The following is a 20,849-nucleotide window of genomic DNA, read 5'->3' as shown; positions in this document are numbered from 1 at the left end:
TCATCACCAGCGACGCCCAGGCCCTGGCCGTCGCCGAAGAACTCGCCCACCACCTGCGCCAGGACAGCGCCGTACGCGACCGCGAACGCCGCCTGCCCCACGCCGAACTCGAACGCTTCGTGCACACCGGCCTGTGGGGCATCAGCGTGCCCAAGGCCTTTGGCGGCGCCGGCGTGTCCAGTGCCACCCTGGCCAAGGTCGTGGCGCGCATCGCCCAGGCCGACGCCTCGATCGGGCAGATCCCGCAGAACCACTTCTACGCCCTCGAAGTGCTGCGGGTGAACGGCACCCCGGAGCAACAGAAACGGCTTTATGCCGAAGTCCTCGCTGGCCGGCGCTTCGGCAATGCCCTGGCCGAAATTGGCACCAAGAACGCCCACGAACGCACCACGCGCCTGACCCGCGATGGCGAGCACTACCGCATCAACGGCCGCAAGTTCTACTGCACCGGCGCCATTTATGCCCAACGCATCCCGACGCTGGTGATCGACGAACAGGACGTGCAGCACCTGGCGTTCGTGCCCGCCGACAGCCAGGGCATCGAAGTGATCGACGACTGGAGCGGCTTCGGCCAACGCACCACCGGCAGCGGCTCGGTGGTGTTCGACAACGTGCCGGTACGCGCTGAAGACGTGGTGCCGTTCGGCAGCGCCTTCGAGCGCCCGACCACGGTCGGCCCGCTGGCACAGATCCTCCACGCGGCCATCGACACCGGCATCGCCCGCGCCGCCTTCGAAGACGCCCTGCACTTCGTGCGCACCCGCAGCCGGCCGTGGGTCGACTCGGGTGTCGACAAGGCCAGCGACGACCCACTGACGCTGAAGAGCTTCGGCCACCTGGCGATCCGCCTACACGCCGCCGAAGCACTGCTGGAGCGCGCCGGCGAAATCCTCGACATCGCCCAGGCCGACAGCACCGCCGACACCCTCGCCGCAGCCTCGATTGCCGTGGCCGAGGCGCGGGCGATCAGCACCGAAATCTCGCTGGCCGCCGGCACCACCCTGTTCGAACTGGCCGGCAGCCAGGCCACCCTGGCCGAGCACAACCTCGATCGTCACTGGCGCAACGCCCGGGTGCACACCCTGCACGACCCGGTGCGCTGGAAGTACCACGCCATCGGCAACTTCTACCTCAACGACGAGAAGCCGCCGCGTCGGGGGACCATCTGATGGCCAAGCAGATCCTGCTCAATGCGTTCAACATGAACTGCATCGGGCACATCAACCACGGCCTGTGGACCCACCCGCGGGACACCTCGACCCAGTACAAGACCCTCGACTACTGGACCAACCTGGCCCGCCTGCTGGAGCGCGGGCTGTTCGACGGGCTGTTCATCGCCGATATCGTCGGCACCTACGACGTGTACGGCCAGTCGCTGGACGTGACACTCAAGGAGTCGATCCAGCTGCCGGTCAACGACCCGCTGCTGCTGGTCTCGGCCATGGCTGCGGCAACCCGGCACCTGGGCTTCGGCCTCACCGCCAACCTCACCTACGAGGCGCCCTACCTGTTCGCCCGGCGCCTCTCCACCCTCGACCACCTGAGCAACGGCCGAGTCGGCTGGAACATCGTCACCGGCTACCTCGACAGCGCCGCCCGGGCCATGGGGCTGGAACAGCAACCCGAGCACGACCGCCGCTACGACCAGGCCGACGAGTATCTGCAGGTGCTGTACAAACTGCTCGAAGGCAGCTGGGACGACGATGCCGTGGTCGCCGACCGCGCGCAGCGTGTGTATGCGCGCCCGGACAAGGTGCACAAGGTCAGCCACCACGGTGAGTTCTACGACGTCGAGGGCTACCACCTGTGCGAACCCTCGCCGCAGCGCACACCGGTGCTGTTCCAGGCCGGCAGTTCGGCGCGTGGCCTGGCCTTTGCCGGCAACCATGCCGAGTGCGTGTTCATCAGCGGCCAGGACAAGGCCGCCACCCGCGCCCAGGTCGACAAGGTGCGTGCAGCGGCGCAGGCCGCGGGTCGCGACCCGCAGGCGGTCAAGGTATTCATGGGCATCAGCGTGATCGTTGCCGCAACCGAGGGCGAAGCCCGCGCCCTGCACGCCGAGTACCTGCACTACGCCAGCCCCGAGGCCGGCGTGGCGCACTTCGCCAGTTCCACCGGTATCGACTTCTCGCGCTACGGGCTGGACGAGCCGATCGGCTTCGCCAAAGGCAATGCCATCCAGTCCGCCACCCGCCAGCTGCAGGACAGCGCCTGGACCCGCCGCCGCCTGCTGGAGCAGCACGCCCTGGGCGGGCGCTACGTCACCCTGGTCGGTAACCCCGAACAGGTCGCCGAGCAGCTGATCGGCTGGCTCGACGACACCGGCCTGGACGGTTTCAACCTGACCCGCACCGTCACCCCGGAAAGCTTCGAGGCCTTCATCGACCTGGTAGTACCCGAACTGCAGCGCCGTGGCCGCTACAAGACCGCGTACGCCGAAGGCACCCTGCGCGAGAAGCTGTTCGCCAGCGACCACCCGCACCTGCCCGCCGACCACCCCGGATCCACCTACCGCAACACCCACACCTCTGCCCCGACTGGAGCCCTGCACCATGCTTGAGAAACTGTTCCGGCCCGTCGCGGCCATCGCCCTGGGCCTCGGCCTCTCCGCCGCCGCCTTCGCCGCCGAGCCACTGAAGATCGGCACCACCGCCGCCTTCGCCATCCCGCTGGAAGCCGCGGTGGCAGAAGCCCATAAACAAGGCCTGGAAGTGAAGCTGATCGAGTTCAGCGACTGGATCGCGCCCAATGTCAGCCTCAACAGCGGCGACATCGACGTGAACTACTTCCAGCACATCCCCTTCCTGGAAAACGCCAAGGCCGCCGCCGGCTTCAACCTGGTGCCCTACGCGCCGGGGATCATCAACAACGTCGGCCTGTACTCGAAAAAGTACAAGAACTTCGCCGAACTGCCCGAAGGCGCCAGCGTGGCCATCGCCAACGACCCGATCAACAGTGGCCGTGGCCTGCAGCTGCTGGCCAAGGCCGGGCTGATCACCCTCAAGCCGGGCGTGGGCTACAAGGCCACCGAAGACGACATCATCGCCAACCCGAAGAAGATCAGGATTCTCCAGGTCGAGGCCGTGCAGCTGGTGCGCGCCTACGATGACGCCGACCTGGTGCAGGGCTACCCGGCCTACATCCGCCTGGCCAACACCTTCGACGCCACCTCGGCGCTGCTGTTCGACGGCCTGGAGAACAAGGAATACGTGATCCAGTTCGTCATCCGCCCGCAGGAGAAGAACGACCCGCGCCTGGCCAAGTTCGTCGACATCTATCAACACTCGCCCGCCGTGCGCGCAGCCCTGGACAAGGCCCATGGCAAGCTGTACCAGGCCGGCTGGGAAGGCTGACATGAGCCAGGCCAGCGCCCTCAGGGCGCTTCCCACGCAGCCACTGCCGCTCAAGGCACCTGAACAAGTGCTGCGCCCGGAGGTGAACCAGGCCCATGTGCGCTTCATCGGCCTGGGCAAGACTTACCCGGGCCAGGCGCAACCGGCGCTGCAAGGCATCGACCTGAACATCCGCCGTGGCGAGATCTTCGGCATCATCGGCCGCAGCGGCGCCGGCAAGTCGTCGCTGCTGCGCACCATCAACCGCCTGGAGCAGCCAAGCCAGGGCCGGGTGCTGATCGACCAGGTGGACATCGCGCCATTCGACGAAGACTGCCTGGTGGCCCTGCGCCGACGCATCGGCATGATCTTCCAGCACTTCAACCTGATGTCGGCCAAGACCGTGTGGCAGAACGTCGAGCTGCCGTTGAAGGTGGCCGGCGTGAGCAAGCCCGAGCGCCAGCGCAAGGTGCGTGAGCTGCTTGAGCTGGTGGGGCTGGCGGAAAAACACCACGTCTACCCGGCGCAACTGTCCGGCGGGCAGAAGCAGCGGGTCGGCATCGCCCGGGCGCTGGTGCACGACCCCGAGATCCTGCTGTGCGACGAGGCCACCTCGGCGCTCGACCCGGAAACCACCGCATCGATCCTCGAGCTGCTGCGCGACATCAACCAGCGGCTGGGCCTGACCGTGGTGCTGATCACCCATGAGATGGCGGTGATCCGCGATATCTGCCAGCGCGTGGTGGTGCTCGAGCGCGGCGAAGTGGTCGAGCAGGGCGAGGTGTGGCAGGTGTTCGGTGCGCCGCGCCACGAGGTCACCCGCACCTTGCTCGCGCCCTTGCAGACGCGCCTGCCCGCCGCCTTGCAGGCCAGCCTGCGGGCCAACCCGGCCAGCCGCGATGCAGCCGTGGTGCTGCGCCTGCAGCTGGTCGGCGAACCGGAGCTGAGCACGCTATTCAGCGACCTGGGTGGCCGGGTGCGCCTGCTCCAGGGCGGCGTCGAAACCATCGGCGAGCATGCCCTGGGCCAGTTGATCCTGGCCGTGCGCGGCTCACCGCTGGACACTCATCAATTGCTCGAACGCGCCCGCCGCTGGGCTGCGGATGTGGAGGTACTGGGCCATGTGGATTGATCGCCTGCTGCAAGGCTTGCTCGACACCCTGCTGATGGTCGGCGTGTCCTCGCTGGTGGCGCTGCTCGTGGGGGTGCCGATGGCGGTGCTGCTGGTCACCAGCGACAAGGGCGGGATCTTCGAGGCGCCAGCGCTCAACCGGGTGCTGGGCGCCATCGTCAACCTGTTCCGCTCGATCCCGTTCCTGATCCTGATGGTCGCGCTGATCCCCTTCACCCGCATGGTGGTCGGCACCACCTACGGCGTGTGGGCGGCCGTGGTGCCGCTGACCATCGCCGCCACGCCATTCTTCGCACGGATTGCCGAGGTCAGCCTGCGCGAGGTCGACCACGGTCTGATCGAAGCGGCCCAGGCCATGGGCTGCCGGCGCTGGCACATCGTCTGGCATGTGCTGCTGCCCGAGGCGCTGCCGGGGATCGTCGGCGGGTTCACCATCACCCTGGTGACGCTGATCAATTCGTCGGCCATGGCCGGGGCGATCGGTGCGGGGGGGCTGGGGGATATCGCCTACCGCTATGGCTATCAGCGCTTCGACAGCCAGATCATGCTGACGGTGATCGTCATGCTGGTGGCGCTGGTGGCGGTGATTCAGTTGGGTGGGGACAGGTTGGCCAGAGGCTTGAACAAGCGGTGACTGCTTCGCGGGTAAACCCGCTCCCACAGGGACTGCGCATAACCTGTGGGAGCGGCGGTTCGCCGCTGCGATTTACCCGCGAAGAGGCCATCAGCCCCAATGCAAATCATCAGCTGGCACCGGCCGCCCGAACCAGTACCCCTGCCCCAGCTGGCACTGCTGCTCCAGCAGGAAGCGTGCCTGCTCGGCCTGCTCGATACCTTCGGCGTGCACCTGCATGCCCATGCTGCGCGCCAGGGCGATGATCACCCGCACGATGGCAATGTCGTCATCGTCGAAGGGCAGGCCCGCGACAAAGCCCTGGTCGATCTTCAGTTTCTGCACCGGCAGGCGCTTGAGGCGCAGCAACGAAGAGTAGCCGGTGCCGAAATCGTCGATGGCCAGGGTCAGCCCCAGCTCGCGCAGGCGGTGCAGCTGCTCCAGCGCCACTTCCGGGTCTTCCATCACCGCGCTTTCGGTGACTTCCAGCTCCAGCAACGACGGGTCGAGGCCGGTGTCGTGCAGCACATCGGCCACCTGCCGATACAGCTCGCGCTGGCTGAACAGGCGGCTGGAAATGTTGACTGCGACGAACGCCAGCACCCGGCCGTCCTGCTGCCACTGCACCATCTGCCGGCAGGCCTGGCGCAACACCCAGGCGTCGATCTCGGCGATCAGCCCGGTGCGTTCGGCAATCGGAATGAACTCCCCGGGCGGCACCAGGCCCCGCTGGGGATGCTGCCAGCGCACCAGCGCTTCGACGCCGATCATCTTCGCGTTGAACAGGTCGTACACCGGCTGGAAGAACACCCGCAGTTCCTCCTGTTCCAGCGCCCGGCGCAACTCGCCGGCGGTCTCGACCCGGTGCTGGGCGTGGGCGGTCAGTTCCTCGGTATACAGCGCGTAGCAGGCGCGGCCACTGCTCTTGGCCTTGAACAGCGCCGAGTCGGCGTTGCGCAGCAGCTGTTCGGCGCTCAGCGCATCGCTGGGGAACAGGCTGATGCCGATGCTGGCACTGATGAACAGGCGGTGGTCGTCGAACGAGAAGGGCTCACGCAAGCGCTCGATGATGCTCTGCGCCAGCTTGCCGGCCTGGCCGACCTGCTGGCAGTTCTCGGCCAGCACGCCGAATTCGTCGCCGCCCAGGCGTGCCAGGGTGACGCCGTTGCCCACCACTTCGCGCAGGCGTTCACCCACCAGCTTGAGCAGCTGGTCGCCGATGGTGTGGCCAAGGCCGTCGTTGATGCTCTGGAAATGATCGAGGTCGAGCAGCAGCAAGGCGCAACCGCGTTTGTTCAGTTGCGCGGCAGCCAGCGCCTGCTCGGCACGGTCGTTGAACAACAGACGGTTGGGCAGGCCGGTCAGCGGGTCGTGATGGGCAAGGTAGGCGAGCTCCTGCTCGGTGTGCTTGATCGCGCTGATGTCGCTGAACACCGCCACATAGTGGCTGAGCTCGCCGCTGTCGTCGCGAATGGCGCAGATGGTCTGCCATTGCGGGTAGATCTCGCCGCTTTTGCGGCGGTTCCAGATCTCGCCGCTCCACTCGCCCTTGGCGTTGAGCGCGGCGTAGATCTGCTGGTAGAACGGCGCGCCATGGCGGCCAGACTTGAACTTGCTGGGGCGCTGGCCGATGACCTCGTCCTGCTGGTACCCGGTAATGCGCATGAAGGCCCGGTTGACGTGCACGATCAGGCCATTGCGATCGGTCACCAGCACGCCTTCGAGGGTGCTGTCGAACACCGCCGCGGCCATGCGCAGGCGTTCGCGGTCTTCGCTGCGCAGGCGTGCACCTATGCCGATGAAGTTCAACAGCCGGGCGCGCGAGACGAAGATCAGCAAAGCACTGAGCAGCACCCAGACCACCACATTGATCTGCCGGCCCACGGTCAGCGCCAGCGGGTCCTCGGACATGCTCTGCAAGACCAGCTCCGACACCGTCAGCCAGAGGATCGAAAGCAGCAGGTAGAGCCCGGCCATACGCAAGGCGTCGCGAACGGAAACAGACATGTCGGGTCGGTGAGCCCATGGAAAATGAGGGGGCATTATAAAGGCTGAAACACCCTGTGACTTCCTATCAAAAAGGCCGACTGGTTTTATTTGCCTGCCAAGGGATAATGCCAGCGCTGTTCCCCTGTGTTTACGAGGGTTTTTCCCGCTATGTGGTACTACGGTTTGCTCGATCTGTCGGCCTGGCAACTGGTCGCCGTCACCCTGCTGATGACCCATGTGACCATCGTCAGCGTCACCATCTACCTGCACCGCTACTCTGCGCACCGGGCGCTGGAGCTGAATGCGGGGCTCAAGCATTTCTTCCGTTTCTGGCTGTGGCTCACCACTGCGCAGAACACCCGCGAGTGGACCGCCATCCACCGCAAGCACCACGCCAAGTGCGAAACCCCTGACGACCCGCACAGCCCGCTGCACAAGGGCCTGGGCACCGTGCTGCGCAAGGGCGCCGAACTCTATCGCGAAGAGGCGCGCAACGAAGAAACGCTGCGCATCTATGGCAAGAACTGCCCGGACGACTGGATCGAACGCAATCTCTACACGCGCTACAAGCTCGGCGGCATCGCCCTGATGGCGGTCATCGACCTGCTGCTGTTCGGCACCATCGGCATCACCATCTGGGCGGTGCAGATGATGTGGATTCCGTTCTGGGCCGCCGGCGTGGTCAACGGCCTCGGCCATGCGGTGGGTTACCGCAACTTCGAATGCCGCGACGCCGCCACCAACCTGGTGCCCTGGGGCATCATCATTGGCGGCGAAGAGCTGCACAACAATCACCACACCTACCCCAACTCGGCCAAGCTCTCGGTACGCCGCTGGGAATTCGACATGGGCTGGATGTGGATCCGCCTGCTGAGCATGCTGCGCCTGGCCAAGGTGCAGCGGGTGGCGCCCATCGCCCATCGGGTCGAGGGCAAGGCGTCGCTGGACATGGACACCGCCATGGCCATCCTCAACAACCGTTTCCAGATCATGGCCCAGTACCGCAAGCTGGTGATCGGCCCCTTGGTGAAACAGGAACTGGACAAGGTCGACGCCTCGGTGCGCCACCGCTTCCGCCGCGCCAAACGCCTGCTGTCGCGTGAGACCAGCTTGCTGCAGGACCGTCATCACGTGCGCATCGAATCGATGCTGGCGCACAGCCAGTCACTCAAGACCATCTACGAGAAACGCCTGGCGCTGCAGCAGATCTGGGCGCGCACCAGTGCCAATGGCCACGACATGCTCGCCGCCATGAAAGACTGGGTGCACGAGGCCGAGGCCAGCGGTATTCAGTCGCTGCGTGATTTCGCCGCCCAACTCAAGACCTACTCGCTGCGCCCCACAGGCACCTGATAGCCGTTGATCGGCATGCCCCGCAATGGGGCGTGCCGCCCGGAACTTCCCTCCCCGATACCACTCCAACGCGGCACATCGTCCGCGTGGCGGGCCGGTTCGTGGCCGCACGCCCCACGTCGAGAACCGTTCCGTGCACATGGCCAAAGACCTCCCGCCCACGTTTACCGACCCTCCCCGCCCCGAAGCGGCCCAGACGCTGCTCGCCCTGCTGCACGCCCAAGGCGAAGTGGCCCGCCTGAGCGAGCGCGAACAGCTCTATTCATCGCTGCTCGACAGCGTCAACGCCGTGCTCTGGGCCTTCGACTGGGAAACCCGCCAGGTGCTCTATGTCAGCCCGGCCTACGAACGCCTGTTCGGTCGCCCGGCCAGCCTGGTGCTGGCCGACTACAACGAGTGGCGCGACGCCATCTACCCGGACGACCTCGAATACGCTGAGCGCAGCCTGGCCCAGGTGCTGGTAAAGGGTACCGTCGAGGACCGCGAGTACCGCATCCTCAATGGCGCCGGCGAAGTACGCTGGGTCAGCGACAAGTGCTACATCAACCAGCAGCGCGAGGGTGATCAGCGGGTGATCATCGTCGGCATCGCCGAGGACATCACCGAAAAGAAGCAGCTCGAAGGCGAGTTGCATCGCCTGGCCACCACCGATGTGCTCACGCAAAGCAGCAACCGCCGGCACTTCTTCGAATGCGCCCAACAGGCGTTCGACAATGCCCGGATACATGGCACGCCGCTGGCATTCCTGCTGTTGGACATCGATGACTTCAAGCTGATCAACGACAGTTACGGGCACCAGGAAGGCGACCAGGTGCTGCAGCGCATCGCCGACAGCGGCAAGGCCGTGCTACGGCGTGGCGATCAGTTCGGGCGGATCGGTGGTGAAGAGTTCGCCGCAGTGTTCCCCGGCTGCACTGCGCAGATGGCCGAGCAGATCGCCGAGCGCCTGCAGCGGGAGATCCAGTGCCTGAGTTTCAGCCACGGGCAGCAGACTTACGGCGTGACCGTTAGCCAGGGGCTGACCGGGCTGACTGATGAGGACGAAACGCTCGACAGCCTGTTCGCCAGAGCTGATGCGGCGATGTACCGCGCCAAGCGGCAGGGCAAGAACCAGATCGTAAAAGGCTGACCGGTTACCCGCCTGTAATGTGCAGCAAGTGGCTCATTTCATTTCGTAACGGCTAAGAGCCACTCGTAATCGATCCGGCCGCTACGTGGCCCGACCAGCACACCTTCAGGCTCTTTCTCCCGGCCCTCCCTGAACGCGACATCGAGAATATGACGCTCAAGGTCGGTGATTTCGCCCGCAAGGGCGTCAGCTTCGGCAGTGTATCGCTTGATCAATGCAGCCATCCTGGAACTTGTCGAATAGTTCATGGGCACCTCTGATATCTGGATAGTGGTTTGTTCGTCAGTCGCGCCTAGCGGCCTCACAAGACGCCCGGCAGGATCACGCACGAAACCAAGGGATAAGTACAAAGATTCGACACCCGGGTCGGGTTGTTGAACCTCGATTCGCGAGTACCTGAGCATCCGTGCGTATTCAGTAACAGCCAACAGCGACATCGGGGCTACCAGGCCTCTCAATGGATTCTTCGGGCCTGGTTTGCCCTCCAGCAGAATGATCTTGATGCAGTGATTGCTTCTGCGGGGGCTGGCGTAGCAGAGACCGCAGAGCACATGCTCAGACCACAACGAAACGTCGAATCCCTTGAGATCTCGATCAGCCCAGCGTGAAACCTCCTCCCAGGGAAAGTGGTGAGTCTGCTCGTCCCAGGACTGCAAGGCCTCGATCGCCATGCTTCCAATAGGCTCGAAACGCACCTTTTCAACGTCGAGCTCAGCACCAGGCTTGCAGAACTTATTGGAGAATGCTTCATGGGCGAGCATTCGCGCCCTGGAACGACAGACCTGATAGCGCAGGCCACGGTATCTGTACGTATTCATCCTCAGGCGCAACCTCCCTGCCATTCCGTTGGTGGAGTGGCAGGAAAGCTACGCCTGAAGTACTTCCATGGATACGAACGGACGTCCGCAACACCTGTAGGACCGATCCCAAGCCTGATGCAACACCGCTGCGCGGCTCAGGGCTGGCGCTCTTCTCCGTCCACGGGCTCGGCATCTGCTGCGGGAGTTACCAGCAAATCAACCTCCGGCTCACTTTCGTCGGCCTGTGCCGCCAGGCGCTCCGCCTCCTCCCGGGCCACCGCTTCGGGGTCCACCTTGCGCAACCGCGTCAACTCCGGCAGCCCGAGCTTGAGCAACCGTGCCGTCTTGCCGCTGGCGACCTTTTCCAGCCCTTCGCTGGGTCTGAGCCGCGCCAGCTGGCCGGCCAGGCTCATGGCCAGGATCTCCCGCGAGTAAACACCGCCGCCCAACTGATACACCGCAGCGATCAGCTCGCGCAGGTTCAGCGGCAAGCGCCAGCGGGTGCGTAGCGCCGAGCCGAACGGCGCGCCGAATTCGTTGAGCGACAACTGAACCTGGTCTTCATCCAGTTCGCCGCCCGCCAGGCGCCACTCCTGCAAGGTGCGCAGCACCGCCAGGTCACCCAGGCAATGCAGCAGGCCCGCGCAGTAGCAACGGCCTTCGTCCACCTCGAGCATGCGTGCCAGGGTGCGGCCGTACTCGGCAGTGTGCAGGGAGAAGTCCCAGTAAAGGGCAGCGTGCCGCGCCAGCAAGGGGTCGCTCAAGCGCGCACTGCGCTTGAGGGTCAGGCCCAGAATGAGGTTCATGCTCTGGGTGCTGCCGAGCTTGTTCAGCGCTTGCATCAACGTCTGCACCGGCGCATCGCGGTGCATGGCGGCGCTGTTGGCGGCGGCAATCAGCACCCCGGTGATCTGCGGGTCGTTGCGCACCTCCTCCTCGAGCACCTTGAGGTTCAGGCCCTCGGGGTTGAGCGCGCGCTTGATCGCCACCTGTACGTCGGCGAACAGCGGGCCGCCGTCGGCAGTAGCACGGCGCTGTTCGAGGAAGGCCGACAGCTTGAGCCCCGGCGGCAGCGCCGAGACCGGGCAGGCAATCTGCTCGCCGACGTGCACCAGCAGCTCTTCAAGGCGCTTGCGCAGGTTATCCAGGTCGAGGGGTTTGCTCAGGTAGGCGGTGGGGTGCAGTGGCAGCGCCTCGCGCACGCTGGCGGTATCGGTGCGGTTGCTCATGAGGATGAACGGCATACCCGACTGTTCGCCCTGCTTGCGCACCTTGCGCAGCAGGTCGAGGCCATCGAGCCCGGCAAGTTCGCGGGCAGCGATGATCAGGTCGGGCTTGGTTGCCAGCGCGCTCAGCGCCTGGGCGCCATCGGCACAGACGTGCAGGCGTGCATCGCAACGCACGCTGAGCAGCATTTCGCTGAGCATGTCACGCACCCAAGGGTCGCCCTCGGCAATCAAGACACAAGGCGGGATGGGGTCGGCGGCGCTCATGAGCGAGTCTCCTGTAATGGCGCGCGATCCTTCGCAGCTTCCACGGAATCCTCGTACAACCTTAGCGCCTGAAACCGACAAACGGCATAAAAAAAACCCGCCTAGGCGGGTTTTTTCTGAAGCGTGTCACATTCAGGCGAGTTCGGCGAAGCACTCTTCGATGATCGCCAGGCCTTTGTCCAGCAGTGCGTCTTCGGCGGTCAGCGGCACCAGGATGCGCAGGACGTTGCCGTAGGTACCGCAGGACAGCAGGATCAGGCCCTTGTCACGCGCCTTGGCGACAACCTGGCCAACGGCGGCAGCGTTCGGGGTGTGGGTACCCTTCTCGAACACTTCCACAGCGATCATCGAACCCAGACCGCGGACGTCGCCGATGATCGGGTGCTTCTTCTGGATTTCACGCAGGCCAGCGGTCAGGCGCTCGCCGACAGCCTTGCTGCGATCCAGCAGTTTCTCTTCCTCGAACACTTCGATCACGGCCAGGGCCGCAGCGCAAGCGATCGGCGAACCGGCGTAGGTGCCGCCCAGGCCGCCTGGGGCGATGGCGTCCATGTACTCGGCCTTGCCGCACACACCGGCCAGCGGGAAGCCGCCAGCGATGGACTTGGCGAAGGTGGTCAGGTCAGGCGCAACGCCCATCTGCTCCGTGGCGAAGAAGGTGCCGGTACGGCCAGCGCCGGTCTGCACTTCGTCGGCGATCAGCAGGATGCCGTGCTGGTCGCACAGGGCGCGCAGGCGCTTCATCAGCTCTTTCGGCGCTGGCAGGAAGCCGCCTTCGCCTTGTACCGGCTCGAGGATGATCGCGGCGATGTCGCGCGGCTCGGCGTCGTTCTTGAAGATGCGCTCGACCGAAGCGATGGCGTCGTCAACGCTGACACCGTGCAGCTCGCTCGGGAACAGGGCACGGAACACGCCGCCCGGCATCAGGCCCATGCCAGCGGAGTACGGCACGACCTTGCCGGTCAGGCCCAGGGTCATCATGGTACGGCCGTGGTAACCACCGGTGAAGGCGATTACGCCAGCGCGGCCGGTGGCGGCACGGGCGATCTTGACGGCGTTCTCGACAGCTTCCGAGCCGGTGGTGACCAGCAGGGTCTTCTTGTCGAAGTCACCTGGGACCAGCTTGTTGATCTTCTCGCACAGCTCGACGTAGGGCTCGTAGGCCAGCACCTGGAAGCAGGTGTGGCTGACCTTGGTCAGTTGCTCTTGCACGGCCGCGACCACTTTCGGGTGCAGGTGGCCGGTGTTCAGTACTGCGATGCCGCCGGCGAAGTCGATCAGTTCGCGGCCTTCAACGTCGATCACCGTCGAGTTCTTCGCGGTATCGACGAAGATCGGGTGAATCTGGCCAACGCCACGTGGGACGGCGGCGACACGGCGTTGCATCAAGGATTCGTTGGTCTTGCTCATAATGCCCTCATTCGCGCCGACTCTGACGGCGCTGTTATTCGGGGGTGGCTGGGTGTGTTCACGTTCAGTATTCGTTGATCGACTGTCGTGAACGCCCTGGCCACCAGGTACTGCGGTGTCAAAAAGACCAGCGAGGCGTCGCTCTCGCGCCCCGCTGGCAGAGGTAAATACTGCTCTGTCAGTCAGCGATCAGACGCTGATGCACAGGTATTTGATTTCGAGGTAGTCCTCGATGCCGTACTTGGAACCTTCGCGGCCCAGGCCCGAGGCCTTGATACCGCCGAACGGCGCGACTTCGTTGGAGATCAGGCCGGTGTTGATACCAACCATGCCGTATTCCAGGGCCTCGGCAACACGGAACACACGGCTCATGTCGCGGGCATAGAAGTACGAGGCCAGGCCGAACTCGGTGTCGTTGGACATGGCGATGACTTCGGCCTCGTCCTTGAAGCGGAACAGCGGCGCCAGCGGGCCGAAGGTCTCTTCTTTAGCGACAGCGGCGCTCGATGGCACGTCGACCAGGATGGTCGGTTCGAAGAAGTTGCCTTCGATCAGCTTGCCGCCGGACAGCACCTTGGCGCCTTTGGAGACGGCGTCTTCGATGTGTTCCTGGACCTTGGCGACAGCCTTGCCGTCGATCAGCGGGCCAGTGGTGGTGCCTTCTTCCAGGCCGTTACCGATCTTCAGCTTGGCCACGGCGGCCTTGAGCTTCTCGGCGAACGCCTCGTAGACGCCGTCCTGCACGTAGATACGGTTGGCGCAGACGCAGGTCTGGCCGTTGTTGCGGTACTTGGAGATGATCGCGCCCTCGACCGCCTTGTCCAGGTCGGCGTCGTCGAACACGATGAACGGCGCGTTGCCGCCCAGCTCCAGGGAAACTTTCTTGATGTCCTTGGCGCATTCTTCCATCAGCTGGCGACCGATTTCGGTCGAGCCGGTGAAGGACAGCTTGCGTACCAGGGAGTTGCCGGTCAGCTCGGAGCCGACTTCGCCGGCGCTGCCGGTGATCACGCTGAGCACGCCAGCCGGGATGCCGGCACGGGTGGCCAGCTCGACCAGGGCCAGGGCGGAGTACGGGGTCTGCGAAGCAGGCTTGAGCACCATGGTGCAACCGGCGGCCAGGGCCGGGCCGGCTTTACGGGTGATCATCGCGGCCGGGAAGTTCCACGGGGTGATGGCCGCGGTAACGCCGATCGGCTGCTTGATGACGATCAGGCGCTTGTCTGGCTGGTGGCCTGGGATGACATCGCCGTAGACACGCTTGGCTTCTTCGGCGAACCACTCGATGAACGAAGCGGCATAGGCGATTTCGCCCTTGGCTTCGGCCAGCGGCTTGCCCTGCTCGGTGGTCATCAGGCGGGCCAGGTCGTCCTGGTACTCGATCATCAGCTCGAACCAGCGGCGCAGCTTGCCGGCACGCTCTTTGGCGGTCAGTGCGCGCCAGGCCGGCAGCGCCTTGTCGGCGGCCTCGATGGCGCGGCGGGTTTCAGCGGCGCCCATCTTCGGCACGGTACCGATCACTTCACCGGTGGCCGGGTTGGTCACCTTGATGGTCTGGCCGCTGTCCGCATCCAGCCATTCACCGTTGATGAAGGCTTGCTGGCGGAACAACTGAGCGTCTTTGAGCTGCATGTCGGCTTCCCTTAACTGCGCTGCGGCACGGCGCGGCGCGAATTATTGATTGTTGAAAAGGCGCCCCCATGCGGGGGCGGCCGTCAGGAATTCGTGTACCCGGGTGTTCGACGCCTGGGCGCTGAGCGTTTGAAATCTCAAACGGAATGCTAAGCGGGGGCTGGGGTGTTGGACAATAGGCTGTTCGAAAAAAAGAACGAATGGTTGAACACCCCGTCCGAAATTGGCGCTGCCCCTTCGCGGGTAAACCCGCTCCCACAGGGTCGGCGCAGACTCTGTGGGAGCGGGTTTACCCGCGAAGGGGCCAGTGCAGGTTAGCCGATAACCTGCAGGAGAGAGGACTGAGTCAGAATGCCTTGTCGAGATCGATCACCAACGCCCGATAACCCACACTCCCCGGCTGGCGGCTGTGCACTTTCAACTCCACCACCACCTCCTGGCTGCCTCGGCGCACTTCATTGAGCACCGTCGTGGTGAGCTTCTCAGGCGTCAGGTAATTCACCGACGCGGAATAGATGAACTGAGTGTCGGTGTCCGCCCGGTAGGCCACCACCGAAGTGATCGGGCTGTACCACTCATCCCCTCGCTCCTTGCCGTACTGCCACACCTGCTCGACCGTACCCTTGGCCTCGTCGACCTTGTACTCCACCGCCCGGCTGTAGTTGCCGCTGAGTTTGGTCGAGGCAAAATCCCGGCCCCAGCCATTGTCGAACACGGTCAACGTGCCGTAGCCGGTCAACCAGGCGGTGTGCTGGGTCCACGACCATTCGAAGCCCTCGCCCACCGGCTTGAGCACTTTGTCCTGCAAATGCGCAGGCCAGCCCTGGGGCGCGGCGAGAATCCACTTCACCTGCTTGTCGCGGCCGATCTTCACCACACCCTGGTGCCGTGCTGAAACGATGATGCTGTCGTCATCGGCGTCGTAGTCGATGGCATTGACGTGAGCCCAGTTGCGCCCGGTGCCCACCCCCGGCGTGTCACCGAACGGCAGGTCGCCTTCAGCCAGTTCGTTGGCCAGGCGCTCGTCCTGTTTCTGTACGCCGTCCGGCAGCTGGATCGCCGCTTTGCCCAGGGTTTCCAGCAGTTCGCCGCGGTACGGGTCGAGGATCTGGTTGAGATCCCAGAAGTCCAGCACGTCACCGGCCTCGCTGACCTCGATGATGTGGTCGCGGATCGAGCGCACGCGCTTGCCGTCCGGGCGCCGGTAGTCGCTGGTACCTACCCGCAGCAAGTAGGTGCCGTTGGGGGTCTCGCGGATCTCGTGGGAGAAGTCGGCGAACTTGTCCGGCAGGTTGCGCTGCCAGACGCGCCGGCCGAGCAGGTCGTACTTGGAGTAGGTCTGGCCCTGGCCCCAGATCAGTTTGCCGTCGCGGGTCTGGTGGAAGCCCATGGTGCCGCCCAGGCCATCGCGGTGGTTGGAGTCGTGGATCTGCTCGATGTCCAGGTACCAGCGCACATCGCCGTTGCTGTCGGCGATCCAGTTGTTGCCCACCGAATCCCACTCGGCAGCGCCGCCCAGGCCGTTCCACTTGAAGGCGCGCCCGCCGGGGATGTCCGCCAGCAGGTGATTGAACAGGTACAGGCGCTGCTCGAAGCCTGGGGCGACCGTGACCGGCTCGACCTCGGGCAAGGCTGCCGTCTGCTTGGCCACCACCGGCAGGCGCACCGCCGGGGCATAGATTTCATAGCGTTCGCGGATGCGCTCGCCGTCGAGCTTGTAGCTCACTTCCACCTGGTTGACGTGGTCGGGGTACAAGCCGAACACCGGGATGCCGCCGTAGGTCCACAGCGAGCGCTCGGACACGTCGTAGACGATGTCGACACCGCGCTCGCCACGCCCCAGCACGCGCACATGGGCGGCGCTCAGGCTGCGGCCACCGTCGCGGATGATCGCGGTCAGCGGCGCCAGGCGGTAGGGGTTGACCACCACGTCGCCGAGCAAGGCTTGGTTGCGCTCGGGCACCTTGGCGGTCAGGCAGGCGCCTTCAGGCAGGTCGTGCGGTTGGGTCTTGGCATTCATGGCAAAGCTCCTTGTGCTCAGAAGTCGTAACGGGCGGTGGCGCCCACGGTGCGCGGGGTGCCCAGCACGCCGGCATAGCCGCCATTGGCGGAGTTCCACAGGCTGGTGAAGTAGGTCTTGTCGCCGGCGTTCTTCACCCACAGCGACAGGTCGAGCACGCCGTCGCCCTGGTCCAGGCGCACGCCGGTGGAGAGGTTGACGATGCCGTAGCTGGGGATCTGCCCGTAGTCGGAGTCGTCGATGGTGCCCACCGCTTTCGAGCGGAAGGCGTAGCTGGCGGTGACGTAGGGTTCGATCCGCTCGCCGAGCTGCCACTTGTACTGGCCGTTGAGGTTGGCGATGTACTTGGAGGCGCCGACCACCTGGTGCCCGGACAGGTCGCAGGTGGCCGTGGCGCTGGCCAGGCTCACCTCCGGCGGGCACGGCGCATCGTCGTACTCGGTGTAGCGCACGTCGTTCCACGAACCGTTGAAGTTGAGCGTCAGGCCGCGCACCGGCAGGGCCGTGGCTTCGAACTCCAGGCCCCGCGAGCGCACGCTGCCGGCGTTGGCCAGGTACTGCACGCGGTTGATCTGGTCGTAGACGTTGGCCTGGTAGCCGTGCACCTCGGTCCAGAACAGGTTGCTGTTGAGCTGCAGGCGGCCGTCCAGCAAGGTGCTCTTGACCCCCAGTTCGGCGTTGTTGGCGCGCTCGGTGCCCACCAGCAGCGAATCGGTGCCCAGCCGTGGCGCCGCGCCGACGGTGAGGTTGACCCCGCCGGACTTCTCGCCGTGGGACAGGCTGGCATAGCCGAGCACTTGATCATTGAAGCGATAGCTCAGGCTGAGCAGCCCGGAGGGGGCGAAGCTGTACTGGTTGAGGTCACCCGAGTCATAGGCGCCCACCCTGCCCTGACGGGCCGCAGCCGCCGCACCGGTGACTGCCGCGCCACCGAAGGGTGCATCGCGGGTCACCCAGGCGCTCTTCTCTTCATAGGTGCCGCGCACCCCGGCGGTAAAGTCCAGGCGCTCGGTGAGGTGCCAGGTGCCCTGGGCAAACAGGGCATAACTGTCGGTGTCGATGTGGCCGTTGCCGATCGTGGTGACGTTGGCCAGGGCGCCGGCCGGGGTCAGGTTCCAGATATCCGCCTGCGGGCCGTTGTAAGTGAACGACTTGTTGTCCAGGTCCTGCTTGAAGTAATAGGCGCCGAGCACGTAGTCGAAGAAGCCGCCCGTTGGCGAGGCCAGGCGGATTTCCTGCGAGTACTGCTTGTCGCGCACCGACACCCCGGCGTTGTAGAACACCGGCACGTTCAGGCCGTCATCGTTGCGCGGGGTAAAGTCCCACCAGCGGTAGGCGCTGATGGAGGTCAGGGTGAAGTCGTTGGGCAAGGTCCAGTTGGCCTCTACCGAGGTGCCGCCCTGGAACACCTTGACCATCTGGTCGGCGTCGAAATTGACCTTGCGGTCCTTGCCCGATACCAGCGTGGCGCCGGCCTGGCGGGCCAGGCTTTCATAACGGTTCACCCCGTTGATGGTCGGCCCGGTGCTGTACAGGCTGAGCACGCCGTTGTCGGAGTCCTCTTCGTTGTACTCGCCGATCCAGCGCAGGTTGAAGGTTTCGCTGGGCTTGAACAGCAGCTGGGTACGAAAGCCCTGGCGCTTGCCGCCGTTGAGGTCGTGGCCGTTGTAGATGTTCTTCACATAGCCGTCGTCCTCGGTGTGGTAGGCGCTGATACGCCCGGCGAGGGTGTCGGTCAGCGGCCCGGAGAAACTGCCCTGGGTCTGCCAGTAGCCGTCCTCGCCCAGCGACGACTGCACGCTGCCCTCCTGGTGGAAGGTCGGCTTGCGGGTGGTGATGTTCAGCACCCCGGCGGTGGTGTTCTTGCCGAACAGCGTGCCCTGCGGGCCACGCAGTACCTCCAGCTGCTCCACATCGAGCAGGTCGAACACCGCCATGCCCGGGCGCCCCAGGTAGACGTTGTCCAGGTACACGCCGACGCTGCCTTCCAGGCCATCGCTGGCCGGGTTGTTGCCCAGCCCGCGGATGGAGATGCTCGACTGGCGCGCATGTACATAAGACACGTTGGTGCTCGGCACCAGTTGCTGGATGTCCTGCACCCGGTAGATACGCTGGGTTTCCAGGGTTTCGCTGCTCAGCACGCTGATCGGCGTGGGCACGCTTTGCGCGCTCTCTTCGCGGCGGCGGGCATTGACGGTCACGGTGCCAAGCTTGGCGTCCTGCTGGGCGACGGGGGTGGCCGCGGCCGGCTCTTCGGCAAAGCTGCTGCCGGCAGCGGCCAGCAGCAGGCCGGCGGCCAGGGGTTGCAGGGCGAACAGCGACGCGCGTAACGGCCTTGGGGAAAGTCGGGACATGCAAATGCTCCTGGAGGCATGGGCCCTGGCGAGCATTTCCGTTGGCGGAACCGAATCGCGGTCAGAGGGGCTTTATTCTTTTAGGTGATATAAATATTTGTAATTCATATTTTGTGGAATAAGTGACTCCCTTTATAAGGTTCACAACCCTTCCCAGCAATTGCATTCCACCGAAAGTTTCCATGTAGAAAATGCATATCGACCTGCGCCAGCTCCGCCACTACATCGCCCTTGTCGAGCACCGCAGCTTCGTCGCCGCGGCGGCTGCGGTGAACCTCTCGCAATCGGCCTTCAGCCGCAGCATCCAGACGCTCGAGCACAACGTCGGCTGCCGCCTGGTCGACCGCGCCAGCAAGGAGCTGGCGCCGACCCGCCAGGGCCTGCTGGTGCTGGAGCACTCACGGCGGCTGGTGCACGGCGCGCACAACCTGGTCAACGAGATCAATCAGTTCAATGGCGCCACCACGGGCGTGGTGCGCTTCGGTTCGGGGCCGGCGCCGGCGGGCGGGCTGGTGCCCCGGGCGGTGGCGCGCTTCGTCGCCGAATACCCGGCGGCGCGCACCTGCTTCCAGGTGGACAACTGGCAGGCGTTGAACCGCCGCTTGATGGCCGAGGAAATCGAGTTCTTCGTCGCCGACACCCGCCAGTTCGAAGCCGACCCGGATTACCAGGTGCACAAGCTGACGCCGCAACGCTGGCATTTCTGCTGCCGCGCCGGGCACCCGCTGACCGCGCAGGCCGAGGTGCGTGCGCGGGACCTGTTCGACTACCCGCTGGCGACGACTTTCCGCCCGCCCAACATCCGCAAGATCCTCAGCGACCTCAGCGGCCGGCAGGATTTTTTACCCAGCGTGGAATGCGAGCATGGCTACGCGCTGCTCAACGTGGTGCAGCACTCGAACACCATCGGTATCGCCTGCAGCGCCAACCTGCAGCCGTACCAGCGCGAGGGAGGGTTGGTGGCGCTGAAACTGTCGGACCTGGCGCCCGAGCAGGAAGAGGCATGCTACACCCGCTATGGGGTGGTCAGCCGGGTGGGGTATGGCTTGTCACAACTGGCGCAGGGGCTGGTCAGGCAACTGATCGCCTGCGACAGCGCCATGTGATCAGCGCTTGGCCAAACGGCCGAGGATTCGATCCAGCGCGTTGGCAAACGCCTGCTTTTCCCGCTCGCCATAAGGTGCCTGGCCACCGCCCACCTGCCCCTGCTCGCGCAGCTCGGTGAACAGGTTGCGCACCGCCAGCCGGTCGCCCATGTTGCGTTCGTCGAACTCGCGCCCGCGCGGGTCCAGCGCCGCCACGCCCTTCTTGATCAGGCGATCGGCCAATGGCACGTCGCTGCAAATCACCAGCTCGCCCGGCACGGCATTGTCCACCAGGTAATCGTCGGCCGCGTCCATGCCGCTGGGCACCACGATCAGCCGCACGCAGGCGAAGGCCGGCTTGATCTGCGGCTGGCCGGCCACCATCACCACCTCCAGCTTGCGCTTGAGGGCGAACTTGACGATCAGGTCCTTGGCCGCCTTGGGGCAGGCGTCGGCATCGATCCATATACGCATTTGGTTTGTTCCTGTGTGTCTCGAACGGCCATT

General features: G+C 64.9%; 16 protein-coding genes. 8 read left to right on the top strand and 8 right to left on the bottom strand.

Annotated elements, in window-relative coordinates; translation table 11 throughout:
* Positions 1 to 2: 2 nt before the first annotated feature.
* The 5 genes from ACQ4N9_RS23955 to ACQ4N9_RS23935 are packed head-to-tail and all read left to right on the top strand — an operon-like array spanning position 3 to position 5,098.
* On the top strand, positions 3 to 1,169 hold the full coding sequence (locus ACQ4N9_RS23955; protein WP_430933874.1) for an SfnB family sulfur acquisition oxidoreductase: 1,167 nt from the start codon (positions 3 to 5) through the stop codon (positions 1,167 to 1,169).
* The gene (locus ACQ4N9_RS23950) at positions 1,169 to 2,560 is read left to right on the top strand and encodes an LLM class flavin-dependent oxidoreductase (RefSeq protein ID WP_390968126.1); all 1,392 of its coding nucleotides are present in this window, start codon (positions 1,169 to 1,171) and stop codon (positions 2,558 to 2,560) included. Before ACQ4N9_RS23955 ends, ACQ4N9_RS23950 begins: the two co-directional genes overlap by 1 nt.
* Entirely contained in the window at positions 2,553 to 3,353 is an 801-nt protein-coding gene (locus ACQ4N9_RS23945) for a MetQ/NlpA family ABC transporter substrate-binding protein (protein WP_390968125.1), read from the top strand. The genes ACQ4N9_RS23950 and ACQ4N9_RS23945 overlap by 8 nt, the downstream gene beginning before the upstream one ends.
* A gap of 1 nt (position 3,354) precedes the next feature.
* Positions 3,355 to 4,464, top strand: a complete 1,110-nt coding sequence (locus ACQ4N9_RS23940; RefSeq protein ID WP_390968124.1) for a methionine ABC transporter ATP-binding protein — start codon at positions 3,355 to 3,357, stop codon at positions 4,462 to 4,464.
* Positions 4,454 to 5,098 carry a methionine ABC transporter permease gene (locus ACQ4N9_RS23935; RefSeq protein ID WP_390968123.1) on the top strand — a complete coding sequence of 215 codons (645 nt, stop codon included), beginning with the start codon at positions 4,454 to 4,456 and terminating at the stop codon, positions 5,096 to 5,098. Before ACQ4N9_RS23940 ends, ACQ4N9_RS23935 begins: the two co-directional genes overlap by 11 nt.
* Positions 5,099 to 5,188: 90 nt before the next feature.
* On the opposite strand, the gene dibA is transcribed toward ACQ4N9_RS23935, so the two are convergent.
* Positions 5,189 to 7,084, bottom strand: a complete 1,896-nt coding sequence (gene dibA / locus ACQ4N9_RS23930) for a phosphodiesterase DibA (protein ID WP_390968122.1) — start codon at positions 7,082 to 7,084, stop codon at positions 5,189 to 5,191.
* A 150-nt stretch (positions 7,085 to 7,234) separates the two neighbouring features.
* On the opposite strand from dibA, the gene desA reads away from it, so the two are divergent.
* The gene (gene desA / locus ACQ4N9_RS23925; protein WP_322359632.1) at positions 7,235 to 8,419 is read left to right on the top strand and encodes a delta-9 fatty acid desaturase DesA; all 1,185 of its coding nucleotides are present in this window, start codon (positions 7,235 to 7,237) and stop codon (positions 8,417 to 8,419) included.
* A gap of 139 nt (positions 8,420 to 8,558) precedes the next feature.
* Positions 8,559 to 9,548 carry a GGDEF domain-containing protein gene (locus ACQ4N9_RS23920; protein WP_125861025.1) on the top strand — a complete coding sequence of 330 codons (990 nt, stop codon included), beginning with the start codon at positions 8,559 to 8,561 and terminating at the stop codon, positions 9,546 to 9,548.
* 38 nt (positions 9,549 to 9,586) lie between these two features.
* Here the strand turns inward: ACQ4N9_RS23920 and ACQ4N9_RS23915 are convergent, their stop codons facing one another.
* From ACQ4N9_RS23915 to ACQ4N9_RS23890, 6 genes are all read right to left on the bottom strand, one after another.
* Positions 9,587 to 10,309 (bottom strand): hypothetical protein, encoded by a 723-nt coding sequence (locus ACQ4N9_RS23915; protein WP_390968121.1) that lies wholly within the window; start codon positions 10,307 to 10,309, stop codon positions 9,587 to 9,589.
* 194 nt (positions 10,310 to 10,503) lie between these two features.
* Positions 10,504 to 11,841 carry an HDOD domain-containing protein gene (locus ACQ4N9_RS23910; RefSeq protein ID WP_390968120.1) on the bottom strand — a complete coding sequence of 446 codons (1,338 nt, stop codon included), beginning with the start codon at positions 11,839 to 11,841 and terminating at the stop codon, positions 10,504 to 10,506.
* Between the two features lie 132 nt (positions 11,842 to 11,973).
* Complete coding sequence (gabT, locus tag ACQ4N9_RS23905; RefSeq protein ID WP_390968119.1) at positions 11,974 to 13,251, bottom strand: 4-aminobutyrate--2-oxoglutarate transaminase; 1,278 nt, start codon at positions 13,249 to 13,251, stop codon at positions 11,974 to 11,976.
* A 189-nt stretch (positions 13,252 to 13,440) separates the two neighbouring features.
* The gene (gabD, locus tag ACQ4N9_RS23900; RefSeq protein WP_390968118.1) at positions 13,441 to 14,883 is read right to left on the bottom strand and encodes an NADP-dependent succinate-semialdehyde dehydrogenase; all 1,443 of its coding nucleotides are present in this window, start codon (positions 14,881 to 14,883) and stop codon (positions 13,441 to 13,443) included.
* A gap of 346 nt (positions 14,884 to 15,229) precedes the next feature.
* Entirely contained in the window at positions 15,230 to 16,903 is a 1,674-nt protein-coding gene (locus tag ACQ4N9_RS23895) for an aryl-sulfate sulfotransferase (protein WP_390968117.1), read from the bottom strand.
* Between the two features lie 17 nt (positions 16,904 to 16,920).
* The gene (locus ACQ4N9_RS23890) at positions 16,921 to 19,293 is read right to left on the bottom strand and encodes a TonB-dependent receptor (RefSeq protein WP_390968116.1); all 2,373 of its coding nucleotides are present in this window, start codon (positions 19,291 to 19,293) and stop codon (positions 16,921 to 16,923) included.
* Between the two features lie 155 nt (positions 19,294 to 19,448).
* Between ACQ4N9_RS23890 and ACQ4N9_RS23885 the strand changes: the two genes are divergently transcribed.
* Positions 19,449 to 20,363, top strand: coding sequence for a LysR family transcriptional regulator (locus ACQ4N9_RS23885; RefSeq protein ID WP_110992061.1), 915 nt, complete (start codon positions 19,449 to 19,451; stop codon positions 20,361 to 20,363).
* On the opposite strand, the gene ACQ4N9_RS23880 is transcribed toward ACQ4N9_RS23885, so the two are convergent.
* The gene (locus ACQ4N9_RS23880) at positions 20,364 to 20,816 is read right to left on the bottom strand and encodes a YaiI/YqxD family protein (RefSeq protein WP_110992060.1); all 453 of its coding nucleotides are present in this window, start codon (positions 20,814 to 20,816) and stop codon (positions 20,364 to 20,366) included.
* Positions 20,817 to 20,849 lie beyond the last annotated feature (33 nt).

It is taken from the genome of Pseudomonas sp. ES1 (genome assembly GCF_050586605.1).
Classification (GTDB): Bacteria; Pseudomonadota; Gammaproteobacteria; order Pseudomonadales; family Pseudomonadaceae; genus Aquipseudomonas; species Aquipseudomonas sichuanensis.
The sequence above is the reverse complement of the archived record's forward strand: the minus strand, read 5'-3'. Positions and strand labels throughout refer to the sequence as shown.